Origin of the sequence: Staphylococcus warneri, assembly GCF_900636385.1 — a bacterium.
Lineage (GTDB): Bacteria > Bacillota > Bacilli > Staphylococcales > Staphylococcaceae > Staphylococcus > Staphylococcus warneri.
The window spans coordinates 1,579,637-1,597,455 of the sequence record NZ_LR134269.1 but is presented as its reverse complement, the minus strand read 5'-3'; the positions used below and the strand labels follow the sequence as shown (position 1 = coordinate 1,597,455).

Here is a 17,819-nt window from a genome sequence, read left to right as displayed (position 1 = left end):
GAAGGGGTATTTGAATCATGAAACTAATTAAGAACGGTAAAATTATTAAAAATGGAAAATTAAAAAATACGGATATTCTAATTGACGGTAAAAGAATTAAAACAATTAGTAGTAAAATTGATTCTTCATCCGAAAATATTGAAGTTATAGATGCTAAAGGAAATTTAATAGCACCAGGATTTGTAGATGTACATGTACATTTACGTGAACCAGGTGGAGAACATAAAGAAACAATTGAAACAGGTACGAAAGCGGCTGCAAGAGGTGGTTTTACAACTATCTGTCCAATGCCAAATACTAGACCAGTTCCAGATTCAATGGAAAATGTAAGAGCATTAAGAGAAAAAATTAAAGATTCAGCACAAATTCGTGTCTTACCATATGCCTCTATAACAACTAGACAAGCAGGTAAAGAATTAGTGGATTTCCAAGCTTTAGCGGATGAAGGCGTGTTTGCCTTTACTGATGATGGCGTAGGTGTGCAACAAGCAAGTATGATGTATGCTGCTATGAAGCAAGCGGCAAAAGTGAAAAAACCAATCGTAGCTCATTGTGAAGATAATAGTTTAATTTATGGTGGTGCTATGCATAAAGGTAAACGTAGTGAAGAATTAGGTATCCCAGGTATTCCTAATGTATGTGAATCTGTTCAAATTGCGCGAGACGTTTTATTAGCTGAAGCTACTGGTTGTCATTACCATGTATGTCACGTTTCTACTAAAGAGAGTGTTCGTGTCATTCGTGACGCTAAAAAAGCAGGTATTCATGTAACTGCAGAAGTAACACCACATCACTTATTATTAACTGAAAATGATGTGCCAGGTGATGATGCAAATTATAAAATGAATCCACCTTTAAGAAGTACAGAAGATCGTGATGCCTTATTAGAAGGTTTATTAGACGGAACAATTGATTGTATTGCAACCGATCACGCGCCTCATGCGAAAGAAGAAAAAGAACAACCAATGACAAAAGCACCATTCGGTATTGTAGGTAGTGAAACTGCATTTCCATTATTATACACACACTTTGTTAGAAATGGTAATTGGTCATTAAAACAGTTAATCGATTACTTAACTATTAAACCGGCAACTATCTTTAATCTTAATTATGGTAAATTGCATAAAGATAGTTATGCTGACATCACAATTATTGATTTAGAAAATGAAAAAGAAATTAGAAGTGAAGATTTCTTATCTAAAGCTGACAATACGCCATTTATTGGTGAAAAAGTATATGGACATCCAGTATTAACAATGGTTAAAGGTGAAGTAGTATTTAAGGAGGAAAAATAGATGCTTTCAAAACGTTATCTAGTATTTGAAGACGGCTCTTATTATGAAGGATATCAATTAGGTTCAGATGAACTTTCAATTGGTGAAATTGTATTTAATACAGCTATGACAGGTTATCAAGAAACAATTTCTGATCCTTCATACACAGGTCAAATTATTACATTTACGTATCCATTAATTGGAAACTACGGTATCAATAGAGATGATTTTGAATCTTTAACACCAACATTGAATGGTGTTGTAGTGAAAGAAGCGAGTACACATCCTAGTAACTTCCGTAATCAAAAGACATTACATGAAGTATTAGTACAATATCAAATACCAGGTATCTCAGGTGTCGATACAAGAAGTATTACACGTAAAATTCGTCAACACGGTGTATTAAGAGCCGGATTCACAGATAACAAAGCTGACATTGAAAGCTTAGTAGAACATTTAAAAACGACTGAATTACCTAGAGATGAAGTGTCGACAGTTTCTACTAAAACACCTTATGTATCTACAGGATCAGATTTGAGTGTTGTCTTACTCGACTTTGGTAAAAAACAAAATATTGTACGAGAACTAAATATGCGTGGATGTAATGTGACAGTTGTACCGTACAATACAACAGCTGAAGAAATCATCAAAATGTCTCCAGACGGTGTAATGCTATCTAACGGCCCTGGTGACCCAGAAGAAATTGATGTGGCTGTAAAAATGATTAATGGCATTCTTGGCAAAATTCCATTCTTTGGTATTTGCTTAGGCCACCAATTATTTGCTTTATCTCAAGGCGCTACATCGTTCAAAATGAAGTTTGGACATAGAGGTGCAAACCACCCTGTTAAAAACTTAAAAACAGGTAAAGTTGACATTACAAGTCAAAACCATGGTTATTCAATTGACCGAGATTCATTAGAAAATACAGATTTAGAAGTCACTCATATTGCATTAAATGATGGTACAGTTGAAGGGTTAAGACATAAAACGTTACCTGCCTTTTCAGTTCAGTATCATCCGGAAGCAAGACCAGGCCCAAGTGATTCTAATTATCTATTTGACGAGTTTATTACTATGATGAATGAGTTCATCGAAAAGGAGCGTAATGTAAATGCCTAAGCGTAACGATATTCAAACAATTTTAGTAGTAGGATCGGGCCCAATTATTATTGGCCAAGCTGCGGAATTTGATTATGCAGGAACTCAAGCCTGTCTTGCACTTAAAGAAGAAGGTTATAGAGTTATCTTGGTTAACTCTAACCCAGCTACGATTATGACTGATAAAGAAATTGCAGATAAAGTATATATTGAACCTTTAACACATGATTTTATCGCACGTATCATTCGTAAAGAACAACCTGATGCTTTATTACCAACGTTAGGTGGTCAAACAGGGTTAAACATGGCGATTCAGTTACATGATAGTGGTGTATTAGCTGCTAATAATGTGAAACTACTGGGAACTGAATTAGAATCAATTCAACAAGCTGAAGACCGTGAACTATTTAGAACATTGATGAATGATTTAGATGTTCCTGTACCAGAAAGTGATATTGTAAATACAGTTGAACAAGCTTTTAAATTTAAAGAAGAAGTGGGTTATCCATTAATCGTTCGACCAGCCTTTACAATGGGCGGTACTGGTGGCGGTATTTGCTATAACGATGATGATTTAAAAGAAGTTGTAACAAATGGTTTACACTATAGTCCAGCAACACAGTGTTTAATTGAAAAATCCATTGCCGGTTTTAAAGAAATTGAATATGAAGTTATGCGTGATAAAAATGATAACGCCATTGTAGTATGTAATATGGAAAACATTGATCCAGTGGGTATCCATACAGGTGATTCCATTGTGGTTGCACCAAGTCAAACATTATCAGACGTGGAATATCAAATGCTAAGAGACGTTTCATTAAAAGTTATTCGTGCTTTAGGCATCGAAGGTGGATGTAATGTTCAATTAGCGTTAGATCCAGATTCATTTAATTACTATATTATTGAAGTCAATCCACGTGTATCTCGTTCATCAGCATTAGCATCTAAAGCAACAGGGTATCCAATTGCCAAACTAGCTGCAAAAATTGCTGTTGGATTAACATTAGATGAAATGTTAAATCCAATTACAGGTACTTCATATGCTGCATTTGAACCAACATTGGATTATGTAATCTCCAAAATTCCACGTTTCCCATTTGATAAATTTGAAAAAGGTGAACGTGAATTAGGTACACAAATGAAAGCAACTGGTGAAGTAATGGCAATCGGCCGTACTTACGAAGAATCATTACTTAAAGCGATTCGTTCCTTAGAATATGGTGTGCATCACTTAGGATTACCAAATGGAGAAAGTTTTGATTTAGATTACATTAAAGAAAGAATTAGTCATCAGGATGACGAAAGATTATTCTTCATCGGTGAGGCCATTCGTCGTGGTACAACATTAGAAGAAATTCATAATATGACTAAAATTGATTACTTCTTCTTAAATAAATTCCAGAATATTATTAATATTGAACATGAATTGAAAGCACATCAAGGTGATTTAGAATATCTTAAATATGCTAAAGATTATGGTTTCAGTGATAAAGTCATTGCTCATCGTTTTGATATGACAGAAGAAGATGTTTATCAATTAAGAATTAAAAACAATATTACGCCAGTATACAAAATGGTGGATACTTGTGCTGCTGAATTCGAATCAACAACACCATATTATTATGGGACATACGAAACTGAAAATGAATCCATTGTAACAGACAAAGAGAAAATTTTAGTTTTAGGATCTGGTCCAATTCGTATAGGGCAAGGGGTTGAATTCGACTATGCAACAGTACATGCTGTGTGGGCTATTCAAAATGCTGGCTATGAAGCAATTATCGTTAATAACAACCCTGAAACGGTATCAACTGATTTCTCTATTTCAGATAAATTATACTTTGAACCTCTTACTGAAGAAGATGTGATGAGTATCATTAATTTAGAACAACCTAAAGGTGTCGTTGTACAGTTTGGTGGACAAACAGCAATTAATTTAGCGGACAAATTAGCTAAACATGGTGTGCAAATTCTAGGTACATCTTTAGAAGATTTAAACAGAGCTGAAGATAGAAAAGAATTTGAAGCGTTATTGCATACGATTGATGTACCACAACCTCAAGGTAAAACTGCGACTTCACCAAAAGAAGCATTGGAAAATGCACGTAATATTGGTTATCCAGTAGTTGTAAGACCTTCATATGTACTTGGTGGTCGTGCAATGGAGATCGTTGATAATGATAAAGAATTAGAAAACTATATGACACAAGCAGTTAAAGCAAGCCCAGAGCATCCAGTGTTAGTTGATAGATACTTAACTGGTAAAGAAATCGAAGTCGATGCTATTTCTGACGGTGAAACAGTGATTATTCCAGGTATTATGGAACATATTGAACGTGCAGGTGTCCATAGTGGTGACTCTATCGCTGTGTATCCACCTCAAACTTTATCTCAAGAAGAAATTGAGACATTAGAAGATTATACGATTAGATTAGCGAAAGGTTTAAATATCGTTGGGTTAATTAACATTCAGTTTGTAATAGCACATGACGGTGTTTATGTACTAGAAGTGAACCCTCGTTCAAGCCGAACTGTACCATTCTTAAGTAAAATCACTGATATTCAAATGGCTCAACTAGCAATGCAAGCCATTATGGGTACAAAATTATCTTCACTTGGTTATAAAGAAGGTATTCAACCGTATTCAGAAGGGGTATTTGTTAAAGCACCGGTATTCAGCTTTAATAAATTGAAAAATGTTGATATCACTTTAGGACCTGAAATGAAATCAACTGGTGAAGTGATGGGGAAAGATCAAACATTAGAGAAAGCGCTATACAAAGGGTTAACAGGTAGTGGATTTGAAGTTAAAGACCATGGAACTGTGTTGATGACTGTAAGTGATAAAGATAAAGAAGAAATTGTCAAAATTGCACACCGTCTCAATGAAGTCGGCTATAAGATTTTAGCAACTAAGGGGACTGCTGATAAATTAAATCAAAATGATATTCCAGTAGAAGTTGTAGGCAAAATCGGCGGCGAAAATGATTTACTCACTCGTATTCAAAATGGTGATGTGCAAATCGTGATTAATACAATGACTAAAGGTAAAGAAGTAGAACGAGATGGATTCCAAATTCGTCGTACTACAGTAGAAAATGGTATTCCATGTCTTACTTCACTTGATACTGCAAGTGCGTTAACTAACGTCATCGAGAGTATGACATTCACAATGAGAAATATGTAAATAAAAATCAATTAAATAAACTAAAGTCTGTATTTAATTTTAGATAAGTTCTTCAATTCATAGTTTTGAGTCTATGGTTGAAGAACTTTCAATATAAGGAGTTACACGATGAAACAATTACCAATTATTGCATTAGATTTTGAATCAGCTGATAAAGTAAATGCATTTTTAGATCAATTCGATGAACCATTATTTGTCAAAGTAGGTATGGAATTATTTTATCAAACTGGACCTAAACTAATTAAATCTATTAAAGATAGAGGACATAGTATTTTCTTGGATTTAAAATTACATGATATTCCAAACACAGTGAGCAAAGCTATGGAAGGTTTAGCTAAGCTAGATGTTGATTTATTCAATGTGCATGCAGCTGGTGGAAAGGCAATGATGGAAGCGGCCATTAAAGGGTTACGACAACACAATAAACATACAAAAATTATTGCGGTGACTCAATTGACTTCTACTACAGAGACGCAGTTACATGAAGAACAAAACATTCAAACAACAATTGAAGAGGCTGTATTAAATTATGCTAAATTAAGCCAACAAGCAGGTTTAGATGGTGTGGTATGTTCACCTCTTGAAGCGGAGTTAATTACTGCTCAACTAGGAAAAGATTTTATGAAGGTTACACCAGGTATTAGACCAGAAGGTTCAGCTCAAAACGATCAGAAGCGTATCACGACACCCGAGCAAGCAAAACAATTAGGCTCAACACATATTGTCGTTGGACGACCTATAACACAGAGTGATGATCCAGTTAAAAGTTATCAAATTATTAAAGAAAGTTGGTTAGGTTAAATGGCTAAAGAAATTGCAAAGGCATTATTAGATATAAAGGCAGTATCGCTTTCACCCAATGATTTATTTACGTGGAGTTCAGGAATTAAATCACCTATCTATTGTGATAATCGTGTTACATTAGGGTTTCCACTCGTACGTAACGCGATTAGAGATGGTTTAATCCAATTAATTAATGAAAAATTTGAAGATGTAGAAGTGATTTCAGGAACTGCAACAGCAGGGATTCCACACGCTGCATATATTTCTGAAAAAATGGAATTACCAATGAACTATGTGCGTTCTAAAAGTAAAAGTCATGGTAAACAAAATCAAATCGAAGGTGCGAAAAGTGAAGGGAAGAAAGTTGTTGTTATAGAAGACTTAATTTCAACTGGTGGCTCTTCAATTACAGCAGTAGATGCATTAAAAGAAAGTGGTGCAGAAGTATTAGGTGTTGTAGCTATCTTTACCTATGGATTAGCCAAAGCTGATGAAACATTTAACGAAGCAAAAATACCATTCTATACTTTAAGTAATTATAATGAGTTAATTGAAGTTGCTAAAGAGCAAGGAGAAATCTCTGAAGATGATATTAAGACATTAGTTGAATGGCGAGATAACTTATCATAAGATAAGTATATAGGTGGGATGATCATGAAAGAACATGAAAAAGATAATGATTTATACACATCCTTAAAGCATTGTAATGCATTTTTATCTAGAGAAGAGGACTATCGTGAAGATGTATATACCAATGTTCAGACTCAAGAATCAACAATGACTCAATTTCAGAAAGAGATGAGTCGAGATGCGTTTGTGCATTCAAGTGATATATTTAAAAAAGCAAAGCAAAACCTACGTGTTAAAGGCGAGTTGTAAGTAGGCTCTAGAGAATTTACATGTTAATAAGTGATAATAATAGTTGAGCGGTGTACAGTCAATGTGTTTAAACAAAGATTGGACACCGCTCTATATTGTATTAACGAATGAATATTTTAGTTAATAGCCATCCAATGAGTAGAACAATTACTAATATTAATAAAGGTATAAGTACATGTGTCATGTTATGGCCTCCTTTTCACTTAGTTTAATTTTAACTGTTCATGATAATAAGTCAAAATTTATCAACTTATATGCTGGAAAAGTTTTATGAATTCACTGATTTAAAAGGTCTATAACAGAAAATAATAGTTACACATGTTAAACTATACTAAAGAAAAATAAACATACCTTTAGGGGGATTAAAATGGAAATACCAAAAATAACAACATTTTTAATGTTTAATGATCAAGCTGAAGAAGCTATCAATTTATATACAAGTTTATTTGAAGACAGTGAAATTATAACAATGGTTAAATACGATGAAGATGGACCAGGCACACCAGGTACCGTCCAACATTCAATATTTACACTCAATGGCCAAGTTTTTATGGCTATTGATGCGAACAATGGTGAAGAATTACCTATGAACCCTGCGATGTCACTTTATGTCACTGTTAAAGATCCTATGGAAATGGAAAGATTATTTAGCGGTCTGAAAAAAGAGGGCGCCATTTTGATGCCTAAAACAGAAATGCCTCCGTATAGAGAATTTGCATGGGTACAAGATAAGTTTGGTGTCAGTTTCCAATTGGCTTTACCAGAAAAACATTAATCTATAACATAAAAAAGCACTGATTTTAGCATTTAATGATGCATAATCAGTGCTTTTACTTTATTTAATTTAAACTGTCAGATTTCATTTTTTGTATATGGTCGTAATCAGGCGTAGCATATAATGTTTTTTGATTATCATAAGTAACAAATCCAGGTTTAGCGCCAGAAGGTTTATGCACATGGCGAATTTCTGTATAATCAACAGGAATTTGTCCAGAGTTACCAGCTTTAGAGAAATATCCGGCTAACATCGCCGCTTCTTTAATCGTTTCCTCTGACGGTGAGTCGTTAAGTATGACTACGTGTGAACCCGGTATATCTTTGGTATGGAACCATATATGATTTTTTTGTGCTTTTTTATTTGTAAGGTAATCATTCTGTTTGTTGTTTTTACCAACTAGAATAGTGTCGCCATCTGATGATAAATACGATTGTAATTGAATTTTAGCATTTTTCTTCTTCTTAACATTTTTACGTTGCTTCATAAATCCTTGATCTGCTAATTCATCACGAATATCATCAATTTCATTGACAGTAATATGTTCAAGTTGCTGTTCGATACCTGTAAAGTAATCAATATTCTCTTTAGTCAATTGTAATTGATGTTGAAGTTCATGTTCACGTGTCTTCATACGATTATATTGTCTGTAATAATATTGTGCGTTAACTGATGGAGATTTAGTTGGATTGAGAGGAATAGTGATTTCCTCATTATTATAATAATTAAGAACAGTTACAGATTCATCACCTTGTTTAATACGATAAATATTAGCGGTAATCAATTCACCATAGAGTTGATAGTTATCTTTATCTTTTGTACCTTCGTATTCTTGTAACAATTTACTTAATTTATTTTGATATTTATGAAGTTGTTGTTGAACGAACCGAACTAAATCGTTAGCACGTTGTTTGACTCGTTCACGTTCACCTCTCGCATCATAATAACGATCGAGTAATTCATTTAGTGATTCATAGGTAACCATATCATCATAAAATTGATTTAATGTCATGAAATAGAAATCTTCTTTACCTGATTGATGATTTTTATGAAATACAGGCGTAGGAGCTTCAAGCGTTTCAGCCATCACTTCATCGTATGCTTCTGGTAAGGTTTCAGGCGTCATGAACTGACGTCGACTTACAATTTCATTTGTAATTAGAGGACTAAAACCTTCAAATGTATTAAGTAACTGTTTAGCAATTTTACCTGCATTAAAATCGATATATTTTAAAACATCTTCACCTGATACATCATAAGGGTTAAGTTTATGTTGTGTAGGTGGAGCTTCATATTTAAATCCAGGCATAACTGTACGGTATTGATTTGTATTCGGTGTAAGATGTTTAAATCCTTCAAGAATTTTTCGGTCGTCATCTACTAAGATCAAGTTACTGTGTTTGCCCATAATCTCTAAAATAATTGTGCGGTGTATCGTATCACCGATTTCATCTTTACTTTGTACATCGATTTCAACTCTTCTGTCATTACCAATTTGACGAATGGATTTAATAATGCCACCTTCTAAATGCTTACGAAAGACACGTGCAAACATTGGGGGATCAAATGGATTATCATATTTTTTATTCGTTAATTGTAATCTAGAGAAGCTAGGATGTATGGATAAAAGTAATTGATGATTTTGACGATTTTGGCGAACAACGATGATGATTGTGTCATTTTCTGGTTGATTGATTTTATGGATTCGTCCAGTAACTAAATCTTGTAAAGAAGTCACCATCTTTTTTGTAAATAGGCCATCATATGCCATAATTATCTGCCACCTTCATTTTATTCATTCTCATTATTGTAACATGCATCGTGCTAATGGTCATACATCGTGTTCAAAACATTGAATATTTGAAAAATGAGGATAACTGCCCAAAGTATCTCTATACAATTTCAAGTGCAATATGATATCATATTTAAATAATAGAAGAATAGCTTAGAGAGGTCGTAAGGCATGGATAATGAAAAAGGATTGTTAATTGTTCTTTCAGGTCCTTCTGGTGTTGGTAAGGGAACTGTTAGAAAAAAAATATTTGAAGATCCAAACACTTCGTATAAGTATTCTATATCGATGACAACTCGTAGCATGCGCGAGGGAGAAGTTGATGGTGTAGATTACTTTTTCAAGACGAAAGAAGAGTTTGAAGCATTAATAAAAGATGATCAATTTATTGAATATGCCGAGTATGTAGGTAATTACTATGGGACGCCTGTTCAATATGTTAGAGATACAATGGACCAAGGACATGATGTATTTTTAGAAATTGAAGTTGAAGGTGCAAAACAAGTTAGAAAGAAATTCCCTGAAGCATTATTTATTTTCCTTGCTCCACCAAGTCTTGATGATTTAAGAGATCGTTTAGTTGGTAGAGGCACTGAATCAGATGAGAAAATTCAAAGCCGTGTTGCCGAGGCACGTAAAGAAGTAGAAATGATGAACTTATACGATTATGTAGTGGTAAACGACGAAGTAGAATTAGCGAAAAACAAAATTCAGTCAATTGTCGAAGCTGAACACCTTAAACGTGAACGTATAGAAGCTAAATATAGAAAAATGATACTGGAGGCTAAAAAATAATGTTAAACCCACCATTAAACCAATTAACAGGTAAAATTACATCTAAATACCTTATCGCAGCGACTGCCGCAAAAAGAGCTCGTGAATTAGACGAAAGACCAGAAACAGCTTTAGAAAGTGAATATCATTCAGCTAAACCTGTCGGTAAAGCATTAGAAGAAATTGCAGATGGCAAAGTATCACCAGTTATCCCGCAAGAATTTTTAGGATAATCATATACTAATTTTGTGACACACCTTTTTGAAGATATTTCATTACAATCTTGTGATGGATATATCATGTAGATAAGGTGTGTTTTTTTAATATTAGCGACAATTTGTGTATAATTAATATAAATTTGAACATAAATGCGAATATAAATTGTGTGAATATCCTCATTTAAAGAAATGAATTCAGTGAAATGAGAATGTTTTAAGGAGAAATTGATAATGAAACATATTTTATTAGCAGTAACAGGCGGTATTGCAGCATATAAAGCAATTGATTTAACAAGTAAACTTACTCAAGCTGGTTACGAAGTGCGTGTTATGCTTTCAAATCATGCACAAGAATTTGTAACACCATTGGCTTTTCAGTCTATAAGTAAAAATCCAGTATATACAAATACTTTTAAAGAAGAAAACCCGCAAGAAATTCAACATGTAGCATTGGGTGATTGGGCAGATGTGATTATTGTAGCACCAGCAACTGCAAATACAATTGCGAAGTTAAGTGTGGGTATTGCAGACGATATGATTACGTCAACCTTATTAGCAACAGAAACACAAACGTTTATTGCGCCTGCCATGAATGTACATATGTATGAAAATAAGCGCACACAACATAATATTGAAACACTCAAAGCTGATGGGTACCAATTTATTGAGCCAGGTGATGGGTACTTAGCGTGTGGTTATGTGGCTAAAGGACGAATGGAAGAACCTTTACAAATAGTTTCAGTCATCAATCAATATTTCCATCAACAAGAGATTCAAGTGGAAAGTTCATTTAATGGCAAACACGCACTAGTTACTGCAGGGCCAACGATTGAAGTCATTGATCCTGTTAGATTTGTATCTAATCGCTCTTCTGGAAAAATGGGGTTTGCTATTGCTAATGCGTTAAAAAAACGTGGTGCACATGTCACGTTGGTAACTGGTCCGACACAATTGGCAGATCCAGAAGGTATTGAAGTTATTCATGTTGAAAGCGCAGAAGAGATGTTTCAGGAAACCGCTAAACGATATGATATGCAAGATATTGTTGTGAAAGCGGCTGCCGTATCAGATTATACGCCATCAGAAGTGTTAGATCATAAAATGAAAAAGCAAGATGGTGATTTAACTGTAAAATTCAAACGAACACAAGATATACTTAAATATCTTGGTGAGCATAAGACCAATCAGTATTTAGTAGGTTTTGCAGCAGAAACGCAGAATATTGAGAAGTATGCTCAAGATAAATTAAAACGAAAAAATGCAGATGTGATTATTTCTAATAATGTGGGGGACCACTCAATTGGATTTAGTTCTGATGAAAATGAATTAACGATGCATTTTAAAAATCAAGATATGATCAATATTAAGAAAGGCAAAAAAGTTGAAATTGCCAACGATATTTTAGACGAATTAGAAACTAGGTGGCAATAATGATAGCTAAGGTTATTGTGGACATACCTTCGAAAAGCGTCGACTTTAAGTTTGATTATATCATTCCCGAACGATTGCAATCATTTGTTCAAGTAGGTGTACGAGTGATTGTGCCTTTTGGTCCGAGAACAATCCAAGGCTATGTGATGAGTATTCAAAGTCAGCCTGATGAAGGTATTGATATCAGTAAGCTAAAGGAAATTAAAGAAATTCAAGATATTAAACCAGAGTTAACGCCTGAGTTAATTGAACTCAGTGAATGGCTTAGTCATTATCATTTAACGAAACGTATATCTGTTTTAGAAGTGATGTTACCAAATGCAATTAAAGCTAAATATCAAAAGGCTTTTGAGGTTCTGAAAGGTAATGATATACCTGAACCACTTTTAAATCGATTTAATAAAGAAGGCTATTATTTCTATAAAGATGCTCAAAAAAATGATGATTTAGAAGCATTGAATGGTTTATTAAAGCATGACATCATTAAAGAAATAACCATTTTGTCCCAAAATATTAAAAAGAAAACGCAACGTGCTGTTAAAGTGACAGAAATAGGAAATCCGGATGAGGTACTTAATCATTTGGAAAAAGCGATTAAACAATATGATTTATATGCGTATTTATTAGACGAACGTCATAGAGATGTGTTTTTAAAAGAAATTGAAGAAATGGGATTTTCTAAATCGAGTTTAGATACCCTTATTAAGAAGGGATACTTGAAAAAATATGATGCTGAAATAGAAAGAGATCCATTTGCGAATCGAATTTTTGAGAAAGAAGATAATCGTCAATTAACACATGAACAACAAATCGCTTTTGATGCAATCAAAGAGAAAATAGATGCCAACGAAGAAAGAACCTTTTTATTACATGGTGTGACAGGTTCTGGTAAAACAGAAGTCTATTTACAAGCAATTGAATCAGCTTTAAATCAAGGTAAACAAGCTATGATGCTTGTACCAGAAATTGCTTTAACACCTCAAATGGTATTAAGAGTCAAACGTCGTTTTGGTGATGATGTTGCTGTATTACATTCAGGTTTATCAAATGGAGAACGTTACGATGAATGGCAAAAAATTCGTGATGGACGTGCACAAGTTAGTGTCGGTGCACGCTCTAGTATATTTGCGCCATTTAAAAACTTAGGACTAATTATCATCGATGAAGAACATGAGTCTACATATAAACAAGAAGATTATCCAAGATATCATGCTAGAGATATTGCTCAATGGAGAAGCAGTTATCACCACTGCCCAGTGATTTTAGGTAGTGCGACACCAAGTTTAGAATCATATGCGCGTGCTGAAAAAGATGTTTATCAATTACTATCATTACCTCATCGAGTGAACAATCAAGCATTACCAGAAATTGATATTGTAGACATGCGTGAAGAACTTGCGGAAGGTAACCGTTCGATGTTCTCATCAACGTTAAGAGATGCGATTCAACATTGTTTAGATAATAATGAACAAATTGTATTATTCTTAAATCGAAGAGGCTATGCTTCATTTATGTTATGCCGTGATTGTGGTCATGTACCGCAATGTCCAAACTGTGATATTTCCTTAACGTATCATAAGACCACGGATCTACTAAAATGTCACTATTGTGGGTACCAAGAAACACCACCTAATCAATGCCCTAATTGTGAAAGTGAACATATTAGACAAGTTGGTACTGGAACGCAAAGAGTGGAAGAATTATTACAACAAGAATTTGAAGAGGCAAAAATTATACGAATGGATGTTGATACAACTTCTCGTAAAGGTGCCCATGAAAAATTACTTACTGATTTTGAGAATGGTAAAGGTGATATACTTTTAGGCACACAGATGATTGCCAAAGGATTAGACTATCCAAACATCACGCTTGTTGGGGTGCTCAATGCAGATACCATGCTCAATTTACCTGATTTCAGAGCGAGTGAACGAACATATCAATTATTAACACAAGTGGCAGGTCGTGCAGGTCGACATGAAAAAGAAGGTAAAGTAATTATTCAAACGTATAATCCAGAACATTATGCCATTGAAGATGTTAAGAAAAATGATTATTTAACGTTTTATCAACAAGAGATGACTTATCGCAAACTAGGAAAATATCCGCCTTATTACTTTTTAATTAACTTCACGATTTCACATAAAGAAATGAAAAAAGTAATGGAAGCTTCTAAGCATATTCATAAAATCCTATTACAACACCTTACAGATCAATCGCTTGTTTTAGGGCCATCACCTGCAGCACTATCTAGAATTAATAATGAGTATCGTTTCCAAATTTTAGTAAAATACAAACGAGAGCCAGAACTTCATAAAGCACTTCAATATTTAGACGATTACTATCATGAACAATATGTTAAGGACAAATTAGCATTAAAAATCGACATTAATCCGCAAATGATGATGTAAAAAAGCCATTGTGTGACATCAAAGATGACACACAATGGCTTTTTCCATTAGGTAACAAGGCAGAATTACATTGTCACATTACCGTTTTCATCTGCTGGTTTGAATAATGTTAAAATAGCACTAATAATTGCTAATACATGAGGAATCGCTGTCCAACAGAATAAGATGTGTAAGATGCCTTGCATCGTTTTACCAGCATAGAATTTATGAATTCCAAAGCTTCCTAAGAATACGGCTAATAAAATGTAAATCACTTTATTGACTTCCATATTAGTTACACCTCACTTTAAGTAAAATTTTATTTAATGATTTTGAAAGACTTTTCTATTTTCAAAACATACTACTCATTTATATTTTATAAAATATAATATTAAAGTCAAAGACATTGACCTCATTCTTTAGTCTGATTAAGAGAGGTCGCAATTTTGTGCTAATTAAGTTATAATGGTTTGATGAATTTTAATGAGGAGCGTTAAATGTGTCAGTAAAAAAATTAGTGAAATCAGAGCATCCAATTTTTAATCAACCTGCAAATCCAGTAGAGCATTTCGATGATCAATTAAAGCAAACGTTAATGGATATAGAAGATAGCCTATACGCTTTGGAAGGGTCTGCACTAAGTGCTAATCAGATTGGCATTAACCAACAAGTGGCGATTGTGGATATGGAAATGGAAGGATTGCTACAACTGATTAACCCGAAAATTAAAAATCAATCCGAAGAAACTATTACTGATTTAGAAGGGTCAGTCAGTTTGCCAAATGTGTTTGGTGAAGTTGAACGTAACAAAATGATTGTTGTAGAAAGTAATGATGTTAATGGAAACACTGTTGAACTTACAGCATATGATGATGTAGCTAGAATGATTTTACATACGATAGATCAACTCAATGGCATATTTTTCACAGAAAAGGCTAAACGTATATTAAGTGAAGAAGAAATGGAGGCGTATTTCGAATATGAGTAAAATAATTTTTATGGGGACACCTGATTTTTCAACAAAAGTATTAGAAATGCTTATCGCAGAACAAGAAGTAGTTGCAGTGGTAACGCAACCAGATAGACCAGTAGGTAGAAAACGCGTTATGACACCACCACCGGTTAAAAAGGTAGCATTAGAACATGATATACCAGTATATCAACCTGAAAAAATAAAAGATTCTGAGGAATTACAAACTTTATTAGACATGGATGTTGATTTAATTGTTACAGCTGCATTTGGGCAAATTTTACCTGAATCTTTATTAGATTCACCTAAATTGGGTGCTATTAATGTACATGCATCTTTATTACCTAAATACCGTGGCGGTGCACCGATTCATCAAGCGATTATTGATGGTGAAAAGGAAACAGGAATCACGATAATGTATATGGTGAAAAAATTAGATGCAGGAAACATTATTTCACAACGTGCAATTGCAATTGAACAAGATGATAATGTTGGTTCTATGCATGATAAGCTAAGTTTTTTAGGTGCTGATTTACTTAAAGAAACTTTACCGTCTATCTTAAATGGTACAAACGATAGTATTGTTCAAGATGAAGCTAAAGCTTCATTTGCTTCTAATATTAGTCGTGAAGATGAAAAAATTAATTGGAACCAAGATGCACAGGTAATTCATAATCATATTCGTGGTTTGTCTCCTTGGCCAGTAGCTTATACCATCATGGATGATAAAAATTTAAAAATATATGGTGCGCACATCGTTTCTGGAAAAAAAGGCGAACCTGGAACGATTGTTGAAACGACTAAGAAAGCGATTATTGTTGCAACAGCTTCAGAAGAATGTATTGCTTTAACTGATATACAATTAGCCGGTAAAAAACGTATGCAAGTAGCAAATTATTTAAGTGGTGTTCAAGAATCACTAGTTGGGAAGAAATTAGTATGACAAATTCGATAAGAGGTCTCGCATTTGAGACGATACAAGCAATATTAGATGAAGGTGCATATAGTAATCTAGAAATTAACGAGGTGCTTTCTACTTATGAGATTAGTGATTTAGATAAAGGCCTTTTCACTGAACTTGTTTACGGTACAGTTAAACGCAAATATACATTAGATTTTTATTTGAAACCTTTCTTAAAAACGAAGATAAAAGGTTGGGTACGTGAGTTACTATGGATGAGTATCTATCAATATGTATATTTAGATAAGGTGCCAGATCATGCCATTATTAATGAAGCGGTTGAGATTGCCAAAGAAGAAGGTGGCTATTATACCGGTAATGTAGTTAACGGTATTCTACGTAACATCATGAGAAGTGAATTACCTGATGTTCAAGATATACAAGATGATAAAAAACGTATCGCAATTCAATATAGTTTACCAAAATGGCTTGTTGATCATTGGGTAACACATTACGGTTTAGAGCAAACAGAAGCCATTGCACAGTCATTTTTAGAACCAGTAGCGACCACTGTAAGAGCCAACATAACGAGAGGTTCTATTGATGATATTATTAGTGCGTTAGAAAAAGAAAGTTATATTGTTGATAGAGATGATGTTTTACCATTCTGTCTCCATATTTCCGGTAAACCTATTGTTAATTCAAGAGCGTTTAAAGATGGATTAGTTTCAATTCAAGATAAAAGTTCTATGTTTGTTGCACATATTATGGATTTAAACAGAAATGACTCCGTCCTAGATGCATGTAGTGCACCTGGAGGTAAGGCGTGTCATATCGCCGAAATTTTATCGCCGGAAGGGCATGTAGATGCAACTGATATTCATGACCATAAGATCAAATTAATTGATTTCAATATAAGAAAACTTAGATTGAAAAATATTGAAGCCTATCAACATGATGCTACAGAACCTTATGTAACGCAATATGACAAAATTCTAGTAGATGCACCTTGTAGTGGTTTTGGTGTATTAAGACATAAACCCGAAATTAAATATACTCAATCGAAAAATTCTATACAATCATTAGTTGAATTGCAGTTACAAATATTGGAGAATGTTAAACATAATGTGAAGCCGGGTGGCTCAATTATTTATTCAACATGTACGATTGAACAAATGGAAAACGAAAATGTCGTTTATACATTTTTAAAACAAAATAAAGATTTCGAGTTTGAACCCTTCCAACATCCAATGACAGGTGAAATGGTGAAAACATTACAAATATTCCCCCAAGACTACCACTCAGATGGATTCTTTATCGCTAGAATTAAAAGAAAGGAAAGTTAAC

General features: G+C 33.9%; 16 protein-coding genes. 14 read left to right on the top strand and 2 right to left on the bottom strand.

The window, feature by feature from the left end:
- Positions 1–17 precede the first annotated feature (17 nt).
- The 7 genes from EL082_RS07665 (at position 18) to EL082_RS07635 (ending at position 7,999) form a co-directional block, all read left to right on the top strand.
- Positions 18–1,295, top strand: a complete 1,278-nt coding sequence (locus EL082_RS07665) for a dihydroorotase (protein WP_049414723.1) — start codon at positions 18–20, stop codon at positions 1,293–1,295.
- Entirely contained in the window at positions 1,296–2,396 is a 1,101-nt protein-coding gene (locus tag EL082_RS07660) for a carbamoyl phosphate synthase small subunit (RefSeq protein WP_015365095.1), read from the top strand. It abuts the gene before it with no gap.
- Complete coding sequence (gene carB, locus EL082_RS07655) at positions 2,389–5,562, top strand: carbamoyl-phosphate synthase large subunit (RefSeq protein ID WP_002466186.1); 3,174 nt, start codon at positions 2,389–2,391, stop codon at positions 5,560–5,562. Before EL082_RS07660 ends, carB begins: the two co-directional genes overlap by 8 nt.
- Positions 5,563–5,670: 108 nt before the next feature.
- The gene (pyrF, locus tag EL082_RS07650; protein ID WP_103286314.1) at positions 5,671–6,363 is read left to right on the top strand and encodes an orotidine-5'-phosphate decarboxylase; all 693 of its coding nucleotides are present in this window, start codon (positions 5,671–5,673) and stop codon (positions 6,361–6,363) included.
- Positions 6,364–6,975 (top strand): orotate phosphoribosyltransferase, encoded by a 612-nt coding sequence (pyrE, locus tag EL082_RS07645; RefSeq protein WP_002466194.1) that lies wholly within the window; start codon positions 6,364–6,366, stop codon positions 6,973–6,975.
- Positions 6,976–6,999: 24 nt separating this feature from the next.
- The gene (locus EL082_RS07640) at positions 7,000–7,224 is read left to right on the top strand and encodes a hypothetical protein (RefSeq protein ID WP_002466188.1); all 225 of its coding nucleotides are present in this window, start codon (positions 7,000–7,002) and stop codon (positions 7,222–7,224) included.
- A 367-nt stretch (positions 7,225–7,591) separates the two neighbouring features.
- A complete protein-coding gene (locus tag EL082_RS07635; protein WP_002450601.1) occupies positions 7,592–7,999 on the top strand; it encodes a VOC family protein in 408 nt (135 codons plus the stop codon).
- Between the two features lie 64 nt (positions 8,000–8,063).
- Here EL082_RS07635 and EL082_RS07630 read toward each other — a convergent pair whose 3' ends face one another.
- Positions 8,064–9,770: an Rqc2 family fibronectin-binding protein gene (locus EL082_RS07630; RefSeq protein WP_002466206.1), complete on the bottom strand. Its 1,707-nt coding sequence runs from the start codon at positions 9,768–9,770 to the stop codon at positions 8,064–8,066.
- A 192-nt stretch (positions 9,771–9,962) separates the two neighbouring features.
- On the opposite strand from EL082_RS07630, the gene gmk reads away from it, so the two are divergent.
- The 4 genes from gmk to priA all read left to right on the top strand — a co-directional run bounded on the left by gmk (position 9,963) and on the right by priA (position 14,622).
- Positions 9,963–10,586 carry a guanylate kinase gene (gene gmk / locus EL082_RS07625; protein WP_002466189.1) on the top strand — a complete coding sequence of 208 codons (624 nt, stop codon included), beginning with the start codon at positions 9,963–9,965 and terminating at the stop codon, positions 10,584–10,586.
- Entirely contained in the window at positions 10,586–10,798 is a 213-nt protein-coding gene (gene rpoZ / locus EL082_RS07620; RefSeq protein ID WP_049414717.1) for a DNA-directed RNA polymerase subunit omega, read from the top strand. Before gmk ends, rpoZ begins: the two co-directional genes overlap by 1 nt.
- A gap of 216 nt (positions 10,799–11,014) precedes the next feature.
- Positions 11,015–12,214: a bifunctional phosphopantothenoylcysteine decarboxylase/phosphopantothenate--cysteine ligase CoaBC gene (gene coaBC, locus EL082_RS07615; protein ID WP_002466197.1), complete on the top strand. Its 1,200-nt coding sequence runs from the start codon at positions 11,015–11,017 to the stop codon at positions 12,212–12,214.
- On the top strand, positions 12,214–14,622 hold the full coding sequence (gene priA, locus EL082_RS07610; protein ID WP_049414715.1) for a primosomal protein N': 2,409 nt from the start codon (positions 12,214–12,216) through the stop codon (positions 14,620–14,622). The genes coaBC and priA overlap by 1 nt, the downstream gene beginning before the upstream one ends.
- 65 nt (positions 14,623–14,687) lie before the next feature.
- Here priA and EL082_RS07605 read toward each other — a convergent pair whose 3' ends face one another.
- A complete protein-coding gene (locus EL082_RS07605; RefSeq protein ID WP_002450595.1) occupies positions 14,688–14,891 on the bottom strand; it encodes a TM2 domain-containing protein in 204 nt (67 codons plus the stop codon).
- Between the two features lie 209 nt (positions 14,892–15,100).
- Here EL082_RS07605 and EL082_RS07600 point away from each other — a divergent pair, with 209 nt between their 5' ends.
- The 3 genes from EL082_RS07600 to rsmB are packed head-to-tail and all read left to right on the top strand — an operon-like array spanning position 15,101 to position 17,818.
- Positions 15,101–15,589: a peptide deformylase gene (locus EL082_RS07600; RefSeq protein ID WP_002466196.1), complete on the top strand. Its 489-nt coding sequence runs from the start codon at positions 15,101–15,103 to the stop codon at positions 15,587–15,589.
- Positions 15,582–16,514: a methionyl-tRNA formyltransferase gene (fmt, locus tag EL082_RS07595; protein ID WP_002466201.1), complete on the top strand. Its 933-nt coding sequence runs from the start codon at positions 15,582–15,584 to the stop codon at positions 16,512–16,514. Before EL082_RS07600 ends, fmt begins: the two co-directional genes overlap by 8 nt.
- A complete protein-coding gene (rsmB, locus tag EL082_RS07590) occupies positions 16,511–17,818 on the top strand; it encodes a 16S rRNA (cytosine(967)-C(5))-methyltransferase RsmB (RefSeq protein WP_015365093.1) in 1,308 nt (435 codons plus the stop codon). Before fmt ends, rsmB begins: the two co-directional genes overlap by 4 nt.
- Position 17,819 lies beyond the last annotated feature (1 nt).